The sequence below is a fragment of the Streptomyces curacoi genome, from assembly GCF_001513975.1.
GTDB lineage: Bacteria > Actinomycetota > Actinomycetes > Streptomycetales > Streptomycetaceae > Streptomyces > Streptomyces curacoi.
The window spans coordinates 76,060-96,692 of the sequence record NZ_KQ947998.1; the positions used below are offsets into that span (position 1 = coordinate 76,060).

Here is a 20,633-nt window from a genome sequence, read left to right on the forward strand (position 1 = left end):
GATCGAGCAACTGCTTTCGCAAGTGCTTTCGTACGAGTTCCCCGAGGACGTCTGCCGTGCCGTACCCCTCGCCACCGCGCTCCCCCTCGGGGCCGCGGAGAAGAACCCTCCTGGCCTCGGCTTCCGGGCTTGCCCTGCTGGTCGGCTGCTCCTCGCGTGACGAGGACTCGGAGGGCGCTACGGGCGGCAGCCCGTCGGCCGCCGACCGGGCACGCGCGCGTGCGGCCCGGGACAGCGAAGGGCTGGTCGAGCGGTACGACGCGGTGCTCGCCGCGCATCCGGTACTGACGGAGGCGCTGGCACCGCTACGGGCGGAAGTCGTGCGGCATGTGGACGCGTTCGGCGGGGGTGCCTCCGCGCCTTCCGGGTCATCCGGGCCTGCCGGGCCTGCCGGGCCTGCCAAGGGGCCTTCTACGGCGGCCGAGGCACCTGGGGACAAGTCGTCGCCGTCGGCCTCCCCGTCGGCCACCGTGCCCGGGAACGAGCGGGACGCCCTGGCCGAGCTCGCCGCCGCCGAGCGGGCGCTGGCGGACCGGCGGGCGAAGGCGCTCCTCGACGTGCCGGGCGAACTGGCACGGCTGCTCGCCTCCGTGGCGGCGGCCGGGGCGGCGCACGCGTTTCTGCTGACGGAGGGGGCCCGGTGAGCGAGGCGAGGAAGACGACGTTGACGGCCCTGCAGGCGGCGCTGGCCGCCGAGCACGCCGCCGTGTACGGGTACGGCGTCGTCGGCGGCCGGATCCGGGAGGAACGGCGCTCGGAGGCACGCGAGGCGTACGACGCGCACCGGGCGCGGCGGGACGCACTGGCGCGCGAGGTGCGCGACCTGGGCGCCGAACCGGTCGCCGCGAGCGCCGCGTACGCGCTGCCGTTCCCGGTGCCGGACTCGGCCGCGGGGGTGCGGCTCGCCGCCGAGCTGGAGGACCGGGTGGCCGGGGTGTACTCGGACCTGGTGCGGGCAGCCGAGGGTGAGGTGCGGGGTACGGCCGCCGAGGCGCTGCGGGAGGCGGCGGTGCGGGCGGTGCGCTGGCGAGGCGAGAGCGTAGCCTTCCCTGGGCTCGCCGAGCGGGCGGCCTCCGCGTCGGCATCGGCGGCGCCCACGGCGTGACGCGGGACGGACAAGCACGTACGGGCGGTACGGGAAGGGAACGACTCGCGCATGGCTTTCGAACCACCGCAGCGTCTGGTCAGGGCGCTCGGTGAGACGGCACCGGACGGTGACGACTGGTTGGAGAAGCTGCCGGAGGCGGCCCACCAGGCCGTCGCGCTACGCGAGTTGACCGTTGAGCGGGTGCAGATGCCGGGCGGCCGCAGCAGCCTGGTGGTGCTGGTGCGGCGTGCGGACGGTACGCCGGCCGTGCTCAAGCTGGCCCCGCCCCGGGCCCGCCCCGAGAGCGAGCGGGCCGCGCTCGCGCACTGGGGCGGTCTGGGCGCCGTACAACTGCTGGAACCCTTCGTGACCGAGGGCGTGCTGCTGCTGGAGCGGCTGCATCCGGATCTGTCGGTGCGGTCGTTGCCGGAGGCGAAGGCGCTGCTGGAGGCGGCGGGGACGCTGCGGCGGCTGTGGGTCGAGCCGCCGGCCGGGCACCGTTTCGAGACCGTGGCGGAGCGGACCGGGCGGCAGGCCGAGGCCATGCGGGCGGCGGCGAACTCCGAGGTGGCGGCGCTGGTCGACGCCGCGCTCGCCGCCCGTGCGGAACTGCTCGCCGAGCCGCGCGAGCATCGGTTGCTGCACGGCACGTTCCGGCAGAGCAAGGTGCTCGCCGGGGAGCGGATGCCGTGGCTGGCGGTGGGGCCGGATCCTGTGGTCGGTGAGTGCGCGTTCGATCTGGCGCGGCTGGTCCGGGACCGGGTGGAGGACCTGATCGCCTCGCCGTCGGGGGCCGCGACGACGCGGCGGCGGGTGAAGCGGCTCGCGGAGTCGCTGGACGTCGACCAGGAGCGGCTGCGGGGGTGGACGCTGTTCCGGGCAGTGGAGTCGGGCGTACGGGCGCGCCGCGTCGGCCGCGCACAGGACGCGGAGCTGCTCCTGGAGTTCGCGAGCTGGCTGTAGGCGGCGCCGCATGAGCACGCGTACTCAGACGGCTGAGTAACCGCGCCCATGCCCGGCAGGGCTCGCGGACGGACAGACTCCTGCGGTGAGGACGACTGGACGCAGGGCGTTACTGGTGGGGCTGGCGCTGGCGGGATTGCTGGGGTCGGGCTGCTCCGCCGCACCACGGCCGGACGCCGAGGAGCGGCACCGGCTGGTGACCTCCGCTGCGGCACGGCAGCAGCGGGCGCAGGCCGAGGAGGCCATCCGCGAACGGGTGGCGGCCTTCGCGGCTCGCCCGTCCCTGGAGCCGGTGTTCCTGTGGTTCTCCGACTACTGCACCGGGCCCCGTCTGCCGGATCTCTTCGACCAGTCGGAGGATCCCGAGGTGGTGCACTGCCGCATGGAGGCCATCGCCTACTACGGGGCGCGCGAGGGTGTGACACCGACGCTGAAGGACATCGGCCGGGGCCGGCTGGGCGACTGGGGCGGTCTGACCGGCGCAGGCCCGGACACCGGCGGGGTCGGCGGGCTGCGGTACGCGCTGGAGTACCAGCGGCTCAAGGGCCGACAGGCCGACGGGCTGCGCCTGTCCAGGCCCGAGCTGAACGGTCCGTCGTTCACCGTGGAGTGGGACGACCCGTGGGACCCGGCCTGGAAGGTCGAGGAGCCCATGCCGTGCCCCTCGCCCGCCTGGCCGGACGGGCGCTGCCTGGTGGAGCCCGCCGGAACGACGGTGGCTGCGGCGCGCGCACGCCACGGCACCGTCTTCGCGGTCCACTTCACGAGCGAGGAGTACTGGACCTACTCCCGCGAGGAGTGGCAGTCCGCGGGAGCGTGACCGCCACTCGTCGGCCGAGTCGAGGTCAGGCCGTGAGGCGGGCGACGGCCTCGTCGACCGTCAGTTCCTCGCGTTCGCCGGTCCTGCGGTCCTTCAGCTCCAGCACGCCCTCGCCCGCGCGCCGCCCGGCCACCAGGATCTGCGGTACGCCGATCAGCTCGGAGTCGGTGAACTTCACGCCCGGCGAGACGCCCGCCCGGTCGTCGCACAGGACGCGCAGGCCGGCCGCGGCCAGCTTCTCGGCGACGTCGAGGGCGAGTTCGGTCTGCAGGGCCTTGCCGGCGGCGACCACGTGCACGTCGGCCGGGGCGACCTCGGCGGGCCAGCACAGGCCCTTGTCGTCGGCGGTCTGCTCGGCGAGGGCGGCGACGGCGCGGGAGACGCCGATGCCGTAGGAGCCCATGGTGACGCGGACCGGCTTGCCGTTCTGGCCGAGGACGTCGAGCTTGAGGGCGTCGGCGTACTTGCGGCCCAGCTGGAAGATGTGGCCGATCTCGATGGCGCGGTCGAGCTTGAGGCCGGTGCCGCACTTCGGGCAGGGGTCGCCCTCCTGCACGACCACGACGTCGACGTACTCGTCGACCTCGAAGTCACGGCCCGCGACGACGTTCTTCGCGTGCATGCCCTCCTTGTTGGCGCCCGTGATCCACGCGGTGCCGGGGGCCACGCGCGGGTCGGCGAGGTACTTGACCTTCTCGCCCATGCCCTGCGGGCCGACGTAGCCGCGGACCAGGTCCGCACGGCCCGCGAAGTCGGCCTCCGTGACCATCTCGACGACGGCCGGGGCGAAGTGCGCCTCCACCTTGTCCATGTCGACCTCGCGGTCGCCGGGGACGCCGACGGCCACGATCTCGCCGTCGACCTTGACGAGGAGGTTCTTCAGGGTGGCCGAGGCCGGGACGCCGAGGGATGCGGCCAGTGTCTCGATGGTCGGGGTGTCGGGGGTGGGGATCTCCTCGGCGGCCGGGGCGTCGGCGGCGTCGACCGGCTTCAGCTCGTACGAGATCGCCTCGGTGTTGGCGGCGAAGTCGCAGTTCGGGCAGTCCGCGAAGGTGTCCTCGCCGGCGCCGGCCGGGGCGAGGAACTCCTCCGACTTGGAGCCGCCCATCGCGCCTGCGGTCGCGGCGCAGATGCGGTAGTCGAGGCCGAGGCGCTCGAAGACGCGCTGGTAGGCCTGGCGGTGCAGGGCGTAGGAGCGGGCCAGGCCCTCGTCGTCCAGGTCGAAGGAGTAGGAGTCCTTCATCAGGAACTCACGTCCGCGCAGGATGCCGGCCCGCGGGCGGGCCTCGTCGCGGTACTTGTGCTGAATCTGGTAGAGGATGACCGGCATGTCCTTGTAGGAGGACGCCTGGTCCTTCACCAGCAGGGTGAAGATCTCCTCGTGGGTCGGGCCGAGCAGGTAGTCGCCGCCCTTGCGGTCCTTCAGGCGGAACAGTTCCTGGCCGTACTCGTCCCAGCGGCCGGTGGCGTCGTACGGCTCACGCGGCAGCAGCGCGGGGAGCAGCACCTCCTGGGCGCCGATGGCGTCCATCTCCTCGCGGACGATGCGCTCGACGTTGGCCAGGACCCGCTTGCCGAGGGGCAGCCAGGACCAGATGCCGGCCGCCGTGCGGCGGACGTAGCCGGCGCGGACGAGCAACTTGTGGCTGAGGACCTCGGCGTCCGCCGGGTCGTCGCGCAACGTCTTCGCCATCAACTGGGACATGCGCTGGACCGGTGCGTTCGCCATGGTTCTTCGACTCCTGCTGCGTAAGGGTTGTGGCAGGAGGTTAGCCGGGCGGTACGGGCCGGTGGAAATCGGTTAACGACGGCGGAGGGGAAGCGGGGCTCCCATGACGGCGTACGGCTTCGGGGCGCTCGGGAAGAGGACCTGGCGGGCGAGGTCCTGGTAGCCGAGGGAGCGGTAGAGGCCGCGGGCCGGGCTCTCGATGTCGATCGCCGAGAGGATCGAGCGGGGTTCGACGGCGCTGTCGGTGATCGTGGTGATCAGGGTGCGGCCGATGCCACGGCTCTGGTAGCGGGGGTGGACGTGGAGTTCGGTGATGACGAAGGAGTCGTCGAGCCAGTCGTCGTGGCCCTGGGCTCGCAGGTACGGCTCGACGACGGTTGACCACCAGTGGGTGCGGTCGTTGGGCATGCCGTAGACGAACCCCACGAGGCGCCCGGAGGCGGTGGCGCCGAGGGCGCGGGCGCCGGGGTACGTCATGTGCCGCAGGACGATCTGGCGGCGTACGGCTACTTCGTCGGGGCCTAGGCCGAAGGCTACGGCCTGGACGGCGAGGGCCTCGTCGACATGGGCTGATAGGTCGAGGGGGCCGATGACGAGGTCCATGCGGGGACTCTACAGGGGGGTTTGGGGTGTCTGCCGGGCGCGGGTTGGTGTGGCTGGTCGCGCAGTTCGCCGCGCTCCTGAGGGCGTTGCCCGCGCGCCTCTCGAAAGGGACCGTCAGAACAGGACGCTCATGAAGGCGCCGACCTCTCGGAAGCCGACCCTCCGGTACGTCCGCCTCGCCGCCGTATTGAAGTCGTTGACGTACAGGCTCACCACCGGGGCCACGTCCGTGAGCGCGTAGCGCAGTACCGCTGCCATTCCGGGGGCGGCCAGGCCCTGGCCCCGGTACTCGGGGGCCACCCACACGCCCTGGATCTGGCAGGCCCGGTCCGTCGCGGCGCCGATCTCGGCCTTGAAGACGACCTTGCCGTGGTGGTCGAGGCGGGCGAAGGAGCGGCCGGAGCCGACGAGTTCGGCGACTCTCGCCTGGTAGAGGAGCCCGCCGTCGCCCGCCAGCGGCGATACGCCGACCTCCTCGGTGAACATCGCCACGCACGCCGGCATGATCGTCTCCATCTCGTCCTTGCGGATGCGGCGGACGTACGGATCCGGGGCGATGTCGGCCGGCATGCGGTCGGTGACCATGAGGGGCTGGTGGGCGCGGACCTCGCGGGCCGGGCCCCAGCTCGGTTCCAGCAGGCGCCACAGCTGGGCGGTCGAGTCGGCGGGGCCGACGACGGAGGAGCAGCGGCGGCCCGCGCGCCGGGCGCGGTCGGCGAAGGCGCGTACCGCTCGCGGGGTCGCGCAGATCGGGACGAGGTTGGCGCCCGCGTAACACAGGGACGTCAGCATGCCGCCCTCGTACCAGCCCCACATCTCGCCGCCGAGGCGCCACGGGTCGAGGCCGGCGACCTGGACGCGGGACGTCACGAAGGCGTTCGCGACCGGCTCGCGGTCGAGGACGGCGAGCGCGGCGTCCAGGTCACTCGGTTCGAGCACCCGTGAGGTGGTCTGGGTCAACACGTGCGGAGGGCCCTCCGGGGAGCTGCTGGTCTCCGCACTGTACCTGCGGATGCTGAGCCATGCCGCCCTGCCTCGGTGCCGCCTGCTTTGAGGTGACCGTTGGATGCCGGGCGCCCACGAGCTCGGCAGGGCCTGTGGTCCGGCCAGTGCGGGTCGTGGGTGGCTGGTCGCGCCCACGCGGCGGAGCCGCATATCGATACGGCCCCGCGCCCCTTTGGGGCGCGACCGCACCCGGCGTCAGCCGGCCACCGACACCGACGGCTCGCCCGATGCCACGCCTTCCGCCTCCATCTGTTCGGCCAGCTTCATGGCCTCCTCGATGAGGGTCTCGACGATCTTGGACTCGGGGACGGTCTTGATGACCTCTCCCTTGACGAAGATCTGGCCCTTGCCGTTGCCGGAGGCGACGCCGAGGTCGGCTTCGCGGGCCTCGCCGGGGCCGTTGACCACGCAGCCCATGACGGCGACTCGGAGGGGAACCTCCATGCCGGTCAGGCCGGCGGTGACCTCTTCGGCCAGCTTGTAGACGTCGACCTGGGCGCGGCCGCAGGACGGGCAGGAGACGATCTCCAGGCCGCGCTGCTTGAGGTTCAGGGACTCCAGGATCTGGTTGCCGACCTTGACCTCCTCGACCGGCGGGGCCGAGAGGGAGACGCGGATCGTGTCGCCGATGCCCTGGGAGAGCAGGGCGCCGAAGGCGACGGCCGACTTGATCGTGCCCTGGAAGGCGGGACCGGCCTCGGTCACGCCGAGGTGGAGGGGGTAGTCGCACTGGGCGGCGAGCTGGCGGTAGGCCTCGATCATCACGACCGGGTCGTTGTGCTTGACCGAGATCTTGATGTCGCGGAAGTCGTGCTCCTCGAAGAGGGAGGCTTCCCACAGGGCGCTCTCGACCAGGGCCTCGGGGGTGGCCTTGCCGTACTTCTGCAGCAGGCGCCTGTCGAGGGAGCCGGCGTTGACGCCGATGCGGATCGGGGTGCCGTGGTCCTTGGCGGCCCGCGCGATCTCCTTGACCTTGTCGTCGAACTGCTTGATGTTGCCGGGGTTGACGCGGACCGCGGCGCAGCCGGCCTCGATGGCGGCGAAGACGTACTTGGGCTGGAAGTGGATGTCCGCGATCACCGGGATCTGCGACTTGCGGGCGATGGTCGCGAGGGCGTCGGCGTCGTCCTGGGTCGGGCAGGCCACGCGCACGATCTGGCAGCCCGAGGCGGTGAGCTCGGCGATCTGCTGCAGGGTGGCGCCGATGTCGGACGTACGGGTCGTCGTCATCGACTGGACCGAGATCGGCGCGTCCCCGCCGACCGCCACGGTGCCGACCTGGATCTGCCGGCTCTTCCGGCGCTCGGCGAGCTTGGTCGGAACGGACGGCATGCCGAGAGAAATCGCAGTCATCTGCTGTGCAACCCCAAGTCGTGGATCAAGGTCCGGTCCCGTCAGCAGCGGGCTCCAGGCTTCGAGATTACGGCACGGGCGCGGGCCCCAGCACTCCCCCACCTCGAATGCACTCGGCGGGGGGACTCCCATCGGTCCGTAGACCCACTCAATGGAAGGCGGCCCGGGACAGAGGATCCCAGGCCGCCTCGAAGGCCGTATGGCTAGGAGATTCTGACTGGGTTGACCACGTCTGCGACGAGCACGAGCAGCGTGAAGCAGATGAAGATCCCGGCGACCACGTAAGCCACCGGCATCAGCTTCGCCACGTCGAACGGACCGGGGTCCGGGCGGCGCAGCACCTTGGCCGTGTTGCGGCGCAGCGACTCCCACAGGGCGCCCGCGATATGGCCGCCGTCGAGCGGCAGCAGCGGGAGCATGTTGAACAGGAACAGGGAGAGGTTGAAGCCGGCCAGCAGGAACACGAAGGTGGCCAGCTGTTGCGAGGCCGGGATGTCGAGGGTCGCGATCTCACCGCTCACCCTCGCCGCGCCGACGATGCCCATCGGGGAGTCCGGCTCGCGCGGGCCGTCGCCGAAGGCGGCGTCCCACAGCGCGGGGATCTTGGAGGGCAGGGCCACCAGGGAGTCGACGGCGTCGCCGACCCGGTCGGTCATCCAGGTCACCGAGTCGCCGAAGTCCTGTTTGACGACGCCGGTGGCCGAGCTGAAGCCGAGGAAGCCGGCCTGGACGTACTTGCCCTCGACGTACGCTCCGCTGGAGTCCTTCTTCACGACCCAGTTGGTGGCGATCTTCGCGTGCAGGGTGAGCTGCTCGCCCTTGCGGTCGACGACGATCGGCACCTCCTTGCCGGCGCTGTCGCGGATGAGGTCGGAGAGGGTGTTCCAGTCCTCGGTCCGTACCCCGCCGAAGGAGACGATCTTGTCGCCGGCCTTCATGCCCGCGGCAGCGGCCGGGGACTTGTCGTCGGACGCCTTGCACTCCTCGCGCTTCTCGGTCTGCGCGATGACGCACGGGGAGACGGAGCTGACGGTGGTGGTCTGCTGCTGTATGCCGAAGCCCATCAGCACGGTGAGGAACAGGCCGAAGGCGAGGACCAGGTTCATGAAGGGGCCCGCGAACATCACGATCACGCGCTTCCAGGGCTTGCGCGTGTAGAACAGGCGGGTCTCGTCACCCGGCCTGAGCTCCTCGAACGCGGCCGAGCGGGCGTCCTCGATCATGCCGCGCCAGGGCGAGGTGGAGCGGGCCTCCAGGCGTCCGTCGGGGCCGGGCGGGAACATGCCGATCATGCGGATGTAGCCACCGAACGGGATCGCCTTGATGCCGTACTCGGTCTCGCCCTTCTTCCGCGACCAGATGGTCGGCCCGAAGCCGACCATGTACTGCGGCACCCGGATGCCGAACAGCTTGGCCGTGGACAGGTGGCCCAGCTCGTGCCATGCGATCGAGAAGAGCAGCCCGACCGCGAACAGCACTATGCCGAGGATGAACATCAGGGTCGTCATGCACGGGCCTCCGCCGTGTGTGCCGCCAGTTCCCGGGCGCGCCCACGGGCCCAGGTCTCCGCTTCGAGGACGTCCGCGACGGTGAGCGAGGTTCCCGTGGGCGGGGTGCCGTGCTCCTCCACCACGCGCGTCACGGTCTCCATGATCCCGTTGAACGGCAGCGCGCCGGCCCGGAAGGCCTCCACGCACTCCTCATTGGCCGCATTGAACACCGCGGGTGCGGTGCCCGCGAGCTCGCCGACGTGCCGCGCCAGGTTGACCGACGGGAACGCGTCGTTGTCGAGCGGGAAGAACTCCCAGGTGGACGCCTTGCTCCAGTCGAAGCTGGGCGCGGCGTCCGGGACGCGCTCCGGCCAGCCGAGGCCGATGGCGATCGGGCCGCGCATGTCGGGGGGCGTCGCCTGGGCGATCGTGGATCCGTCGGTGAACTCAACCATCGAGTGAACATACGACTGGGGATGCACGACCACCTCAATGCGGTCGAAGGAAATGTCGTAGAGCAGGTGCGCCTCGATGACCTCCAGGCCCTTGTTGACGAGGGTCGCGGAGTTGATCGTGATGACCGGGCCCATGGCCCAGGTGGGGTGGGCGAGGGCGTCCTCGACCGTCACCTGCGCCAGCTCGGCCTTCGTCCGGCCGCGGAAGGGTCCGCCGGACGCCGTGACGACGAGCTTGCGCACGTCCGCGCGCGTGCCGGAGGCCAGCGCCTGGAACAGGGCGGCGTGCTCGGAGTCGACCGGGATGATCTGGCCGGGCTTGGCGAGCGCCTTAACCAGCGGGCCGCCGACGATGAGGGACTCCTTGTTGGCGAGCGCGAGGGTGCGCCCGGCCTCCAGCGCGGCGAGGGTGGGGGCGAGGCCGATGGAGCCGGTGATGCCGTTCAGGACGGTGTGGCAGTCGGAGGCGGCGACCTGGGTGGCCGCGTCCGGGCCGGCGAGGATCTCGGGGAGCGGCTCCCCCGCGCCGTACTGGGCCCGCAGGGCCTCCCGCAGCGCCGGTATGACGTCCTTGCGGGCGACGGCGACGGTCCGCGCCTTCAGCCGGTACGCCTGCTCGGCGAGGAGGGCGACCCGGCCGCCGTTGGCGGAGAGGGCGGTGACCCGGAACCGGTCGGGATTGCGCAGCACCAGGTCGATGGCCTGGGTGCCGATCGAGCCGGTGGAGCCGAGGATCACCACGTCCTTGGGGCCGTCGCCCGCCACGGGGTCGTAGACGAGGTGGGGGTCGGCGAGGGGGGCTGGACTGTCGCTCATCCCTCCATTGTGGCCGTAACGGCTGTCGGGAAGGACAGGGCGTCCCCGTCGGGCGGGTAACAGGATGGTGAGGGGGCGCTGCGGGCAGTGACCCCTCACCAGGTCGGTCACCTGATCGGGCGGTGCACGTTCTCCCGTGCGCTCGGGCCGGGCGTGGCGTCCGCGATCCACGGGGCGCCGTCGTCCGACGGGTCGACGATGCCCTGTTCCAGCCACTCGTACGTGCCGGACATCACGCCCTTGACGACCTTGCGGTCGAGGTCGTCGGTGTTGGACCACAGGCGGCCGAAGAGTTCCTCGATCCGCAGGCGGGACTGGCGGCAGAAGGCGTCGGCGAGCTGGTAGGCCTCGCGGCCGTGCTCGCCCCGGCTGCGCAGGTGCTCGGCGCGGACGCAGGCCGCGCTCATGGCGAACAGTTCGGCGCCGATGTCGACGATGCGGCCCAGGAAACCCTGTTTGGTCTCCATGCGGCCCTGCCAGCGGGACATGCCGTAGAAGGTGGAGCGGGCGAGTTTGCGGGAGGTGCGCTCGACGTAGCGCAGGTGGGCGGAGAGGTCGACCTCGCGCTTGAACTCGCCGAAGGTGTACGGGAGTTGCCCCTGGCCCGCGACCAGCTTCGGCAGCCACTTGGCGTAGAAGACGCCGGCGTTCGCGCCCGCCTTCGCCTTGTCCTGGAGGGACTTCTCGGGGTCGATGAGGTCGCCGGCGACCGACAGGTGGGCGTCGACGGCCTCGCGGGCGATGAGGAGGTGCATGATCTCCGTGGAGCCCTCGAAGATGCGGTTGATGCGCAGGTCGCGCAGGACCTGCTCGGCGGGGACCGCGCGCTCGCCGCGGGCCCGCAGGGACTCGGCGGTCTCGAAGCCTCGGCCGCCGCGGATCTGGACGAGTTCGTCGGCGATGAGCCAGGCCATCTCGGAGGCGTACAGCTTGGCCAGCGCGCCCTCGATGCGGATGTCGTTGCGGTCCTCGTCGGCCATCTGGGAGGCCAGGTCGGTGACGGCCTCCAGGGCGAAGGTGGTGGCCGCGATGAAGGAGATCTTCGAGCCGACGGCCTCGTGGTGGGCGATCGGCTTGCCCCACTGCTCACGTGCCGCCGACCACTCGCGGGCGATCTTCAGGCACCACTTGCCGGCGGCGACGCAGGACGCGGGCAGGGACAGGCGCCCGGTGTTCAGCGTGGTGAGCGCGATCTTCAGACCGGCGCCCTCGGGGCCGATGCGGTTGGCGGCGGGGACGCGGACCTGATGGAAGCGGGTGACGCCGTTCTCGATGCCGCGCAGGCCCATGAAGGCGTTGCGGTTCTCGACCGTGATGCCGGGCGAGTTGGTCTCCACGACGAAGGCCGTGATGCCGCCCTTGTGGCCCTCGGACTTGGGCACGCGGGCCATGACGACGAGGAGGTCGGCGACCACGCCGTTGGTCGTCCACAGCTTGACCCCGTCGAGGATGTAGTCGTCCCCGTCCGGTACGGCGGAGGTGGCCAGGCGTGCCGGGTCGGAGCCCACGTCGGGCTCGGTCAGCAGGAAGGCGCTGATGTCGGTGCGGGCGCAGCGCGGCAGGAAGCGCTCCTTCTGCTCGGGGGTGCCGAACAGCTTGAGCGGCTGCGGTACGCCGATCGACTGATGGGCGGAGAGCAGCACGCCGATCGCCGGGGACGCCGAGCCGGCCAGGGCGAGGGCCTTGTTGTAGTACACCTGGCCGAGGCCGAGCCCGCCGTACTTGGTGTCGATCTTCATGCCGAAGGCGCCGAGCTCCTTGAGCCCGTTGATCACGTCGTCGGGGATGCGCGACTCGCGCTCGATCAGGGCGCCGTCGACCTTCGTCTCGACGAAGTCGCGCAGCTTGGCGAGGAACTCCTCGCCGCGCTGGGCGGCCTCGTCGGTCGGCATCGGGTGGGGGTGGATGAGGTCGAGGCGGAAGCGGCCGAGGAACAGTTCCTTGGCGAAGCTGGGCTTGCGCCATTCCTGTTGCCGGGCGGCCTCCGCCACCTGGCGGGCCTCACGCTCACTGACAGTGGGTTTGGTGGGTGCTGCGGACATGAGGCTCACCTCGCCGCGAATCGGGATCTTGGGCCGTATGGTTACCGACGGGTGCTACCCGATCGTATGTACCCGATTCCGGGCCACCCCACCACCCTGCGTGCAGCCGTTCAGCCGATGTCGACGGAGTACGCCTTGGTGTCGAGGCGGCCGGTGCCCTTGAAGACCTCGGTGCCGGCCTCGATGCCGGAGACGTATTTGTCGTTGCCGAGCAGGTTGCGCCGGACGAGTGCCTGGGTGAAGTCGTCGAGGTCGAGGGTGGCCTTGGTGGTGTTGCTGCGGCGGACGAAGGAGTGGACCTTCCAGCCGATGTCGCCCTCGTAGATGTCCCACATCGCGCCGCCGAGGCTGACGCTGCCGTACTTGGTGCCGAGTGGGCCGGCGCCGCCCTGGCGGTTGAGCCAGATCATGATCTCGTCGCTGGGCCGGTCCTGCCAGTCCGCGGTGTTCTTGGTATGCAGCCACAGGTCGTAGGCGACGTTCATGGTGCCGGGGTCGGAGCTGACCGAGAACTCCCAGCTCGTCCTGACCGGCTTGCGGTCGCCGACGCGGATCGGCAGCCCGGTCTGCGCCTTGTCGACCTTGAAGCCCCAGTGCCAGCCGAGGACGGTGGAGGCGTACGTCTTCACGTCGTGGTCCTTGCCGGTGCCGCTGTTGGCCAGGCTGTAGTCCGTCCCCCAGGAGATCGTCGAGCCCGACCGGGAGTTGTCCCAGACGCACTGGGTGCCGGTGAACTTGCCCTCGTTCCAGAGGTTGTTGTTCACGTAGTACTTGCCGAGCGTGATGGTGTCGAAGGCCGCGCACTTCTTGCTCGACTCGCCCGCCTGGGCGACGGTGACACCGGCGGCGGCCGCGAGGGCGACCACCGAGGCGCTGAGGGTCTTCGCCTTCTTGGACAGGCGGGGGCGGCGGTGTTGCATCGGGGGGTCCTTCCGGGGACGGTGCAGGTACGCCCTCTCAGTGGCCGCCGACCCGGCGGGAGGTTGCCCCCCACGGCGCCGACACCCTCGTACGAGAAAAGCTGTCGAAGCGCTTCGACAACCTATGGACACCCACGCGCGCCAGAGCTAGTGTCGAACCACCCTCACACCTGCCCCTGTACGTCATGCGCACTGTCGAAGCGCTTCACACCGCTTGGAGAGCTGGATGGTCACCCTCGCCGAGGTCGCCCAGCACGCCGGAGTCTCGGCGAGCACGGTGAGCTATGTCCTCAGCGGCAAGCGGTCCATCTCCGCGACCACCCGGCAGCGGGTCGAGCAGAGCATCCGCGAGCTCGGCTACCACCCGAACGCGGGCGCCCGCGCCCTGGCCAGCAGCAGGTCGAACATCATCGCGCTGATGATCCCGCTGCGCACCGACATGTATGTGCCGGTGATGATGGAGATCGCCATCGCGGTGGCCACCACGGCCCGTACGCACGGCTACGACGTCCTGCTGCTGACCGGCGAGGAGGGTCCCGACGCGGTGCGCCGCGTCACCGGCAGCGGGCTCGCCGACGCGATGATCCTGATGGACGTCCAGCTGGACGACGAGCGGCTGCCCCTGCTGCGCGGCACCGACCAGCCGTCCGTGTTGATCGGGCTGCCCGCCGACACCGCCGGGCTGACCTGCGTCGACCTCGACTTCAAGGCGACCGGTGCGCTGTGCGTGGAGCATCTGGCGATGCTGGGACACCGGGACATCGCTGTCATAGGAGAGGCCCCGGCCGTCTACGAGCGGCACACCGGTTTCGCCGAGCGCACGCTGGACGGGCTGCGGGCGCGTTCCCAGGAGTTGGGGATGCGGCTGCTGCACCGGCCGTGCGAGGGCGGGTACGACGCGATGGCCGTCACCCTCGCCCGGATCTTCGACGAGCGTCCGAGCACCACGGGCTTCGTCGTCCAGAACGAGTCGGCGGTCGAGCCGCTGCTCGCGCTGCTGCGCCAGCAGGGCCGTGCCGTGCCCGAGGACGTGTCGGTGGTCGCCATCTGCCCCGACCAGGTCGCCACCCAGGCCTCGGTGCGGCTGACGTCCGTGTCCATCCCCGCGCAGGAGATGGGCCGCCACGCCGTGGAGCAGCTGGCCGCCAAGCTCGACGGGCGCGGCAGTGACGAAGTCGTGCTGATCGCACCCGAGTTGACGGTCCGGGCGAGCACGGGTCCGGCGCCGACCGCCACCCACTGACCACTCCCCCGAGCCCCGCTCGGGACCACCTCACCGTGCCCCTCCCGGGCACCGCCATGTCTGCACCCGCCGCCCCCCTCAGGAGCGCCCACGTGAATCAGCCTGCCGAAAACCAGCCCCAGCCGGGCGCGGTCAGCCTCGCGCAGTCGTCCCCGACCGTCGGCACGTTCCGCGAGCGGGACGGCGCGCTGGAGTGGAGCGGCCGTCAGGAGACCGTACGTGTCGAGCCGTGGGGGCCGGACGCGGTCCGGGTCCGTGCCCGGCTCGGCGGGCCGGTCCTCGACGGACTGCCCGGCGCTCTGGTGGAGGCCGCTCCGGCGACCGAGTCCACCGTCAAGATCGAGGACGGGCTGGGCGTGCTGACCGTCGGCGCGCTGACCGTCGAGGTCGACGCCGAGGGCCTGATCCGCTTCCTGCGCACCGCGGACGGCGGCGAGATCCTCGCCGAGGAACGCGCCCACTTCTGGTGGCCGGGCCCGCGCCTCTACACGGCCGTCGGCAACGGCTACCACCGCCTGGAGCAGCGCTTCGCCGCGTACGACGACGAGAAGCTGTTCGGCCTCGGCCAGCACCAGCACGGCCGCCTGGACCAGAAGGGCCTGGTCCTGGACCTTATCCAGCGCAACTCGGAGGTCGGCATCCCGGTCCTGGCCTCCAGTCGCGGCTACACCCTGCTGTGGAACAACCCGGCGATCGGCCGCGTGGAGCTCGCGCACAACGGCACCCGGTGGGTCGCCGACTCCGCCCGCCAGATCGACTACTGGATCACCGCCGGCACCCCGGCCGACGGGCAGCGCCGCTACAGCGCGGTGACCGGCCGTACGCCGATGCTCCCGGAGTGGGCGGCCGGTTTCTGGCAGTGCAAGCTGCGCTACCGCACCCAGGACGAACTCATGGCCGTGGCCCGGGAGTACAAGCGCCGGGGCCTGCCCATCTCCGCCATCGTCTGCGACTTCTTCCACTGGACGCATCTGGGCGAGTGGAAGTTCGACCCGAAGGAGTGGCCGGACCCGGCGGCGATGGTGCGCGAGCTGGACGAGCTCGGCATCAAGCTCGTCGTCTCCGTCTGGCCGTCGGTCTCCCCGCTCTCCGAGAACCACCCGGTCATGGAGCAGCGCGGCTACTTCATCGGCACCCAGTACGGCCCGATGGCACACGCCGACTGGCCGGACAAGGAGGTGGCGTCGACGGTCCAGGTGGCGTTCTACGACGCGACCAACCCGGACGCCCGTGACTTCGTGTGGTCGAAGGTGAAGGAGAACTACCTCGACCCGTACGGCATCACCGCCTTCTGGCTGGACGCCTGCGAGCCGGAGCTGAAGCCGGGCTTCCAGGAGAACCTGCGCTACTGGGCGGGTCCGGGCCTGGAGGTCGGCAACATCTATCCGGCGGAGAACGCCCGCACCTTCTACGAGGGCCTGCGCGCGAGCGGCGAGGAGGAGATCGTCACCCTCAACCGCTCGGCGTGGGCGGGCAGTCAGCGCTACGGCTCCGCCCTGTGGTCCGGCGACATCGGCACCGACTTCCCGACCCTGCGCCGCCAGATCGCGGCCGGCCTCAACACGGCGCTGTCCGGCATCCCGTGGTGGAACACGGACATCGGCGGCTTCCACGGCGGCGACCCGGACGACCCGGCGTACCGCGAGGTGATGGTCCGCTGGTTCCAGTTCGGCGCGCTGTCCCCGCTGATGCGTCTGCACGGCTTCCGTGACCCGGGCATGCCGCTCGGCCCGGAGATGACCGGCGGCCCGAACGAGGTGTGGTCGTACGGCGAGGAGGCCGGCGCGATCCTGGCGGAGTATCTGCGGCTGCGCGAGCGGCTGAAGCCGTACGTCCTGCGGGTCATGCGCGAGGCCCACGAGGAGGGCCTGCCGGTGATGCGCCCGCTGTTCCTGGAGTTCCCCGAGGACCAGACGGCCTGGACGGTCGACGACGCCTACCTCTTCGGCCGTGACCTGCTGGTGGCCCCGGTGCTGACGGCGGGCGCGACGGCCCGGACGACGTATCTGCCGGCGGGCGCGAGCTGGACGGACGCGTGGACCGGCGAGACGTACGAGGGCGGTACGACCGTGACGGTCGACGCCCCGCTGGAGCGCATCCCGGCGTTCCTGCGGGACGGCGTGAGCCTGCCGATCCTCCCGGCCGCCGAGTAGCGGCGGCGGCCGGGAACCGGTCGGGTGCGGTCGGCCCTGCGAGGGAGGGGGCCGACCGCGCCGTGCCGGCGCCGTGCGAAGGGCCGCTCGTGGGGGACGGCCGAGTCGCCGGGGTGGGCAGGGCCGTCAACTCACGGGCATGCTGAGCCAGTTGACGTGTACAGCCGCCCCGCCGTCGAAAGGAACTCGACCTCCGTGCCCTCGACCCCGTTACCCCTCGCCCTGGCCAACCTGCTGCTGCGGCCGGCGTTCGGCTCCCGTCGTACCCCCGACCAGGTCTTCGACCGGCTTCTCGCCGACGCCGGGCAGGCGGAGCGCGACGAGTCGTTCGTCGACGACTTCCGGTTCCTGCTGCGCTGCTGGGCCGGGGCGGAGAACCTCACGCCGGTGGGCTGGGCGTCCGCGCGGGCCCACGTCCGCGGGCAGCTCGCCAACCGGGCCCGGATCCGGCGGCTGATCGCCGAGCACCCGGCGATCGAGCGCGAGCCCATCGAGCGGCCGGTGTTCGTGGTGGGCCTGCCGCGCACCGCCACCACGCTCGCGCACGCCGTGCTGTCCCTCTCGGACGAGCACCGGTGCCCCCTGCTGTGGGAGCTGCTCACGCCCGACCTGGACACCTCACCCCGGCAGCGGCGCAGGGCGATCGCGACCGGACGCCGGATGGTGCGGGGCACGAACCTGTTCGCCCCGCGCTTCCGCGACATCCACCCGATGGTCGCCGAGGGCCCCGAGGAGTGCACCTTCGCCCTCCCGCACGCCCAGATGCCACTGTCGCAGGCCCTGATCACGCAGTACCCGGACTGGTACTACCAGCGTGACTTCGTCCCCGACTACCGGCACCTCAAGCAGGTCTACCAGGTCCTGCAGTACGGCCGCCCCCGCCGCCGCTGGGTGCTGAAGTCCCCCATGCACATCCAGAACCTGGACGCCCTGCTCACCGTCTTCCCCGACGCCACGCTCGTGTGGACCCACCGCGACCCGGTCACCGTCGTGGCCTCCTTCTGCAGCCTGATCGAGCACGGCATGGCCGTCAGCACCCGCCCCGTGGACCTGCACGGCATCGGCGCCACCTGGCTCGACGCGCTGAGCCGCTCGATGGCGCGTGGCCTCGCCGCCCGTGCCGCCCTCCCCCGTGAGTCGCTGGTGGACGTCCCGTACTCCTGGCTCGGCGCCGACCCGGCCACCGGCGTCCCGAAGCTCTACGCCGCCGTCGGCGCCCGCTGGACCGACGCCGACGCCGCCCGGCTCCCCGGTGTCGTCGCCCGCCCCAGGGGAAGCCGCCCGCACCGCTACGACCTGTCCCGCTACGGCCTGACCCGCGCCGACGTCGAGACCGCCTTCGCCGACTACAACGCGCTGCGCGCCGAGGTCGACCGGGCCTGACGGCAAGGGCCGGCCCCGCACTCGGGTCGAGTGCGGGGCCGGCCCACCGGCAGCCCGTGTGCTATCCGACGACGCGGCCGAGTTCGATCCGGTCGATGTTCGGCGCCCACGCGGTCGCGTTCCGGAACGTCACCGTGTTGGCGCCCTTCTTCAGGTCGACCGGGACGCCCAGCGTCCAGTAGTCGTCCCAGCTCCAGGTGTTCTTGAAGGTGGCCTTCAGCGGCGCCGCCGTGCCGACCGTGATGTCCGCCGCACGGGACATGATGTCGGTGTTGTAGGCGTGGCCGTTGTCGCGCCGGTCATTGTGCGCGTAGTGGACGACCAGCACATAGCGCCCGGCCTTCGGCGCGTCCACGGTGAACTCGGCGGTGCTGGAGGGGCTGTTGCCGAGCCAGCCGATGTACGAGCCCGCGGAGGCGTGGGCCGAGTCCACCAGCCGGGCCCCGCCCGCCAGGGTGGCCGAGGCGCCCTCGTAGGAGAGGGTGCCGCGCGTCGAGCCGTCGCCCGAGACGTGCAGCGAGCCGACGGAGGCGTGCCGGGCCGTCAGCGCGAGACGGTTGTTGCCCGCCACGAGGTACAGCCGCAGGGGCTTTCCGGGCGCCGCCGTCACCGTCTCCCCGTGCAGGGCCAGCCGCACCGGCGCGGAGGCGTGCGGCACCACCGTGTAGTAGCCGTCGCGCGGGGCGTAGACGTCGAAGACGGCCTTGTCCCCGGAGCGCAGGACGAGCGCGCCGGTGCCCACGCCGGCCGAGGAGGAGTAGTCGTACGACGGCTTCCCGCTGATGTCGGCCAGCGTGGCCTCGTACGACGCCGAGGGCTCACCGTCGTGTGCGATCAGGTCGATACGGTCCAGGGTGACCTCGCGGTCGCCCTTGGCGAGGGCCAGTTGGTGGGTGCCGGCGGAGAGCCGGACGGTGACGTCCTTCTTGGCGCGGTAGGTCCAGTTCTCGGTGGAGGGGTAGCTGACCGTGAGCGGGGCGGCGCCGTCGATCGACAGCCGCTGGGTGGCCGGGGCGCCGGACTGGTTGCCGTAGAGGATCGCCAGGTCGTAGGTGCCGTCCTTCGGCACCGTCACCGTGAAGTCGACCTTGCTGGTGGCCTGGTTGAGGGAGCCGACGTCCTTGGTGCCGGAGGCCGCGTAGCCGTTGGCGTTGCTGACGGTGCCCTGGGTGTAGACCTTGCCGTCGGTGATGGCGGCGTCCTCGGCCTCGTAGGACGCCGTCCACGGGACGGAGGCGGCGGTCGGGGTGCCGGAGCCGCCGGGGGTGAGGACGATCCGGTACGCCGACATCTTGTCCATGCCGCGCAGCGGGACGGTCACCGAACCGTCGGCCGCCACCTTCACCTTCGTGCGGGCCAGCACCCGCGGGGTCGCGTGCTGTCCCTCGTAGCCGGACCAGGCGGCCTCGGCGACGGTCGCGGTGACCGTGCGGCCGAAGAGGGACCGGGCGACGTTGCGCACCACCACGTCCGAGTCGCCGGCGGAACCGCCGAGCAGGACCTGGGCCTGGCGGCGGGAGGTGTCGAGGGAGGCGAGGCCCTGGAGGGTGTCGATGGCGTTCGGCTGCGGCGGGGTCACCTTGACGGTGTCGCCGGTCAGTCCGGCGTACCAGCGGAAGAACCACCAGCCGCCGTTGGGGATGCCGGAACGCACCACATGGCCGCTCATGTTGCCGGCGGCATCCCAGTAGGCCATGTTGGCGTACACCTTGTTGCGCTCGAACATCGAGACCCACTGCACGAGCTGCCCGGGCACGGACAGGTCGCGGCGGTTGGCGTACTCGTCGATGTTGATCTTCAGGGGCGCGATGCCCGCCTCGCGTTCGAGCGCGCGGTAGTTGTCGTAGTGCGCCTGGAAGTCCCGCAGTGAGCCGGAGCCGAGTTCGTGCCAGGTCATGATCTGCGGCAGCACGTTCTCGCGCTTGGCGAAGGCGAGGAAGTCCTTCAACAGGCGGCTGTGGTACGCGGCTTCGTTGGGCCCGGCGATCCGGGCATCGGGGTCTGTCGCGCGGATCCGCTGGTACACCGTCTTCCAGTCCTTGAAGAACCGGTCGCGGTTGGCCTCGTACTGCGCCTGGTCGGAGACGCCGAGCTTGTACCAGATCTGGTCGGGCTCGTTGAACGGGATGTAGACGAAGCGGTCGCTGTCGGGGTCGGCCGACACCTCCTTGGCGATCTTGTCGACCTTGGGGAGGTAGTCGTCGATGCCGAGGTCCTCGTACGGCCACTTGGCGTAGATGTCCTGCATCATCACGTTGATCTCGCCGCCGCCGTTGCGGAAGAACGACTTGGAGACGGAGAGCGCGTCACCGTTGGGGTGCTGAAGTCCCCCCTGCGGCTTCTGCGAGATGCTGGTGATCTTGAGGGGCTCCAGCGCGGCGTCGGCGGGCACTCCGTCGTCGCCGAGCCCGTACAGCGCGCCGTTGGCGCCGAGCATCACCGGGCCCTCGGAGGCGGCGAGGTCGACGGTGAGGCGCTGGGGGTCCGCGGCGGCGGTCGCGGACCCGGCTGCGGGGAGGGTGGCTGCCATGGCGGCTACTCCGAGTGCGGCTGCTAGCAAGGCGGTGCGGG

Annotated in this window: 16 protein-coding genes; 7 read left to right on the plus strand and 9 right to left on the minus strand. The window is 71.3% G+C overall.

The window, feature by feature from the left end; translation table 11 throughout:
• The first annotated feature begins 56 nt into the window (after positions 1 to 56).
• The 4 genes from AQI70_RS35320 to AQI70_RS35335 all read left to right on the plus strand — a co-directional run bounded on the left by AQI70_RS35320 (position 57) and on the right by AQI70_RS35335 (position 2,870).
• Positions 57 to 644 carry a hypothetical protein gene (locus AQI70_RS35320; protein WP_062156525.1) on the plus strand — a complete coding sequence of 196 codons (588 nt, stop codon included), beginning with the start codon at positions 57 to 59 and terminating at the stop codon, positions 642 to 644.
• The gene (locus AQI70_RS35325) at positions 641 to 1,105 is read left to right on the plus strand and encodes a ferritin-like domain-containing protein (protein ID WP_062156526.1); all 465 of its coding nucleotides are present in this window, start codon (positions 641 to 643) and stop codon (positions 1,103 to 1,105) included. Before AQI70_RS35320 ends, AQI70_RS35325 begins: the two co-directional genes overlap by 4 nt.
• Positions 1,106 to 1,156: 51 nt before the next feature.
• Positions 1,157 to 2,050, plus strand: a complete 894-nt coding sequence (locus AQI70_RS35330; RefSeq protein ID WP_062156527.1) for an aminoglycoside phosphotransferase family protein — start codon at positions 1,157 to 1,159, stop codon at positions 2,048 to 2,050.
• 85 nt (positions 2,051 to 2,135) lie between these two features.
• Positions 2,136 to 2,870: a hypothetical protein gene (locus AQI70_RS35335; protein WP_159042747.1), complete on the plus strand. Its 735-nt coding sequence runs from the start codon at positions 2,136 to 2,138 to the stop codon at positions 2,868 to 2,870.
• Between the two features lie 25 nt (positions 2,871 to 2,895).
• On the opposite strand, the gene AQI70_RS35340 is transcribed toward AQI70_RS35335, so the two are convergent.
• The 8 genes from AQI70_RS35340 to AQI70_RS35375 form a co-directional block, all read right to left on the minus strand.
• Positions 2,896 to 4,599, minus strand: a complete 1,704-nt coding sequence (locus AQI70_RS35340) for a proline--tRNA ligase (protein ID WP_062156529.1) — start codon at positions 4,597 to 4,599, stop codon at positions 2,896 to 2,898.
• Positions 4,600 to 4,671: 72 nt separating this feature from the next.
• Complete coding sequence (locus AQI70_RS35345) at positions 4,672 to 5,202, minus strand: GNAT family N-acetyltransferase (protein WP_062156530.1); 531 nt, start codon at positions 5,200 to 5,202, stop codon at positions 4,672 to 4,674.
• A 114-nt stretch (positions 5,203 to 5,316) separates the two neighbouring features.
• Positions 5,317 to 6,165 carry a GNAT family N-acetyltransferase gene (locus AQI70_RS35350; RefSeq protein ID WP_062156531.1) on the minus strand — a complete coding sequence of 283 codons (849 nt, stop codon included), beginning with the start codon at positions 6,163 to 6,165 and terminating at the stop codon, positions 5,317 to 5,319.
• Positions 6,166 to 6,402: 237 nt separating this feature from the next.
• Complete coding sequence (gene ispG / locus AQI70_RS35355; protein ID WP_062156532.1) at positions 6,403 to 7,560, minus strand: flavodoxin-dependent (E)-4-hydroxy-3-methylbut-2-enyl-diphosphate synthase; 1,158 nt, start codon at positions 7,558 to 7,560, stop codon at positions 6,403 to 6,405.
• Between the two features lie 203 nt (positions 7,561 to 7,763).
• Positions 7,764 to 9,056 (minus strand): M50 family metallopeptidase, encoded by a 1,293-nt coding sequence (locus AQI70_RS35360; RefSeq protein WP_208607506.1) that lies wholly within the window; start codon positions 9,054 to 9,056, stop codon positions 7,764 to 7,766.
• An 8-nt stretch (positions 9,057 to 9,064) separates the two neighbouring features.
• Positions 9,065 to 10,321 carry a 1-deoxy-D-xylulose-5-phosphate reductoisomerase gene (gene dxr / locus AQI70_RS35365; protein WP_062156534.1) on the minus strand — a complete coding sequence of 419 codons (1,257 nt, stop codon included), beginning with the start codon at positions 10,319 to 10,321 and terminating at the stop codon, positions 9,065 to 9,067.
• A gap of 107 nt (positions 10,322 to 10,428) precedes the next feature.
• A complete protein-coding gene (locus AQI70_RS35370; RefSeq protein WP_062156535.1) occupies positions 10,429 to 12,363 on the minus strand; it encodes an acyl-CoA dehydrogenase family protein in 1,935 nt (644 codons plus the stop codon).
• A gap of 110 nt (positions 12,364 to 12,473) precedes the next feature.
• Positions 12,474 to 13,283: a GH12 family glycosyl hydrolase domain-containing protein gene (locus AQI70_RS35375; RefSeq protein WP_062156536.1), complete on the minus strand. Its 810-nt coding sequence runs from the start codon at positions 13,281 to 13,283 to the stop codon at positions 12,474 to 12,476.
• 226 nt (positions 13,284 to 13,509) lie between these two features.
• Here AQI70_RS35375 and AQI70_RS35380 point away from each other — a divergent pair, with 226 nt between their 5' ends.
• The 3 genes from AQI70_RS35380 to AQI70_RS35390 all read left to right on the plus strand — a co-directional run bounded on the left by AQI70_RS35380 (position 13,510) and on the right by AQI70_RS35390 (position 18,062).
• Positions 13,510 to 14,526, plus strand: a complete 1,017-nt coding sequence (locus tag AQI70_RS35380; protein WP_003997483.1) for a LacI family DNA-binding transcriptional regulator — start codon at positions 13,510 to 13,512, stop codon at positions 14,524 to 14,526.
• Between the two features lie 92 nt (positions 14,527 to 14,618).
• Positions 14,619 to 16,679, plus strand: coding sequence for a glycoside hydrolase family 31 protein (locus tag AQI70_RS35385; RefSeq protein WP_062156537.1), 2,061 nt, complete (start codon positions 14,619 to 14,621; stop codon positions 16,677 to 16,679).
• 195 nt (positions 16,680 to 16,874) lie between these two features.
• The gene (locus AQI70_RS35390; RefSeq protein WP_062156579.1) at positions 16,875 to 18,062 is read left to right on the plus strand and encodes a sulfotransferase family protein; all 1,188 of its coding nucleotides are present in this window, start codon (positions 16,875 to 16,877) and stop codon (positions 18,060 to 18,062) included.
• 61 nt (positions 18,063 to 18,123) lie between these two features.
• Here the strand turns inward: AQI70_RS35390 and AQI70_RS35395 are convergent, their stop codons facing one another.
• Positions 18,124 to 20,592, minus strand: coding sequence for a CBM35 domain-containing protein (locus AQI70_RS35395; protein ID WP_062156538.1), 2,469 nt, complete (start codon positions 20,590 to 20,592; stop codon positions 18,124 to 18,126).
• Between the last annotated feature and the right edge of the window lie 41 nt (positions 20,593 to 20,633).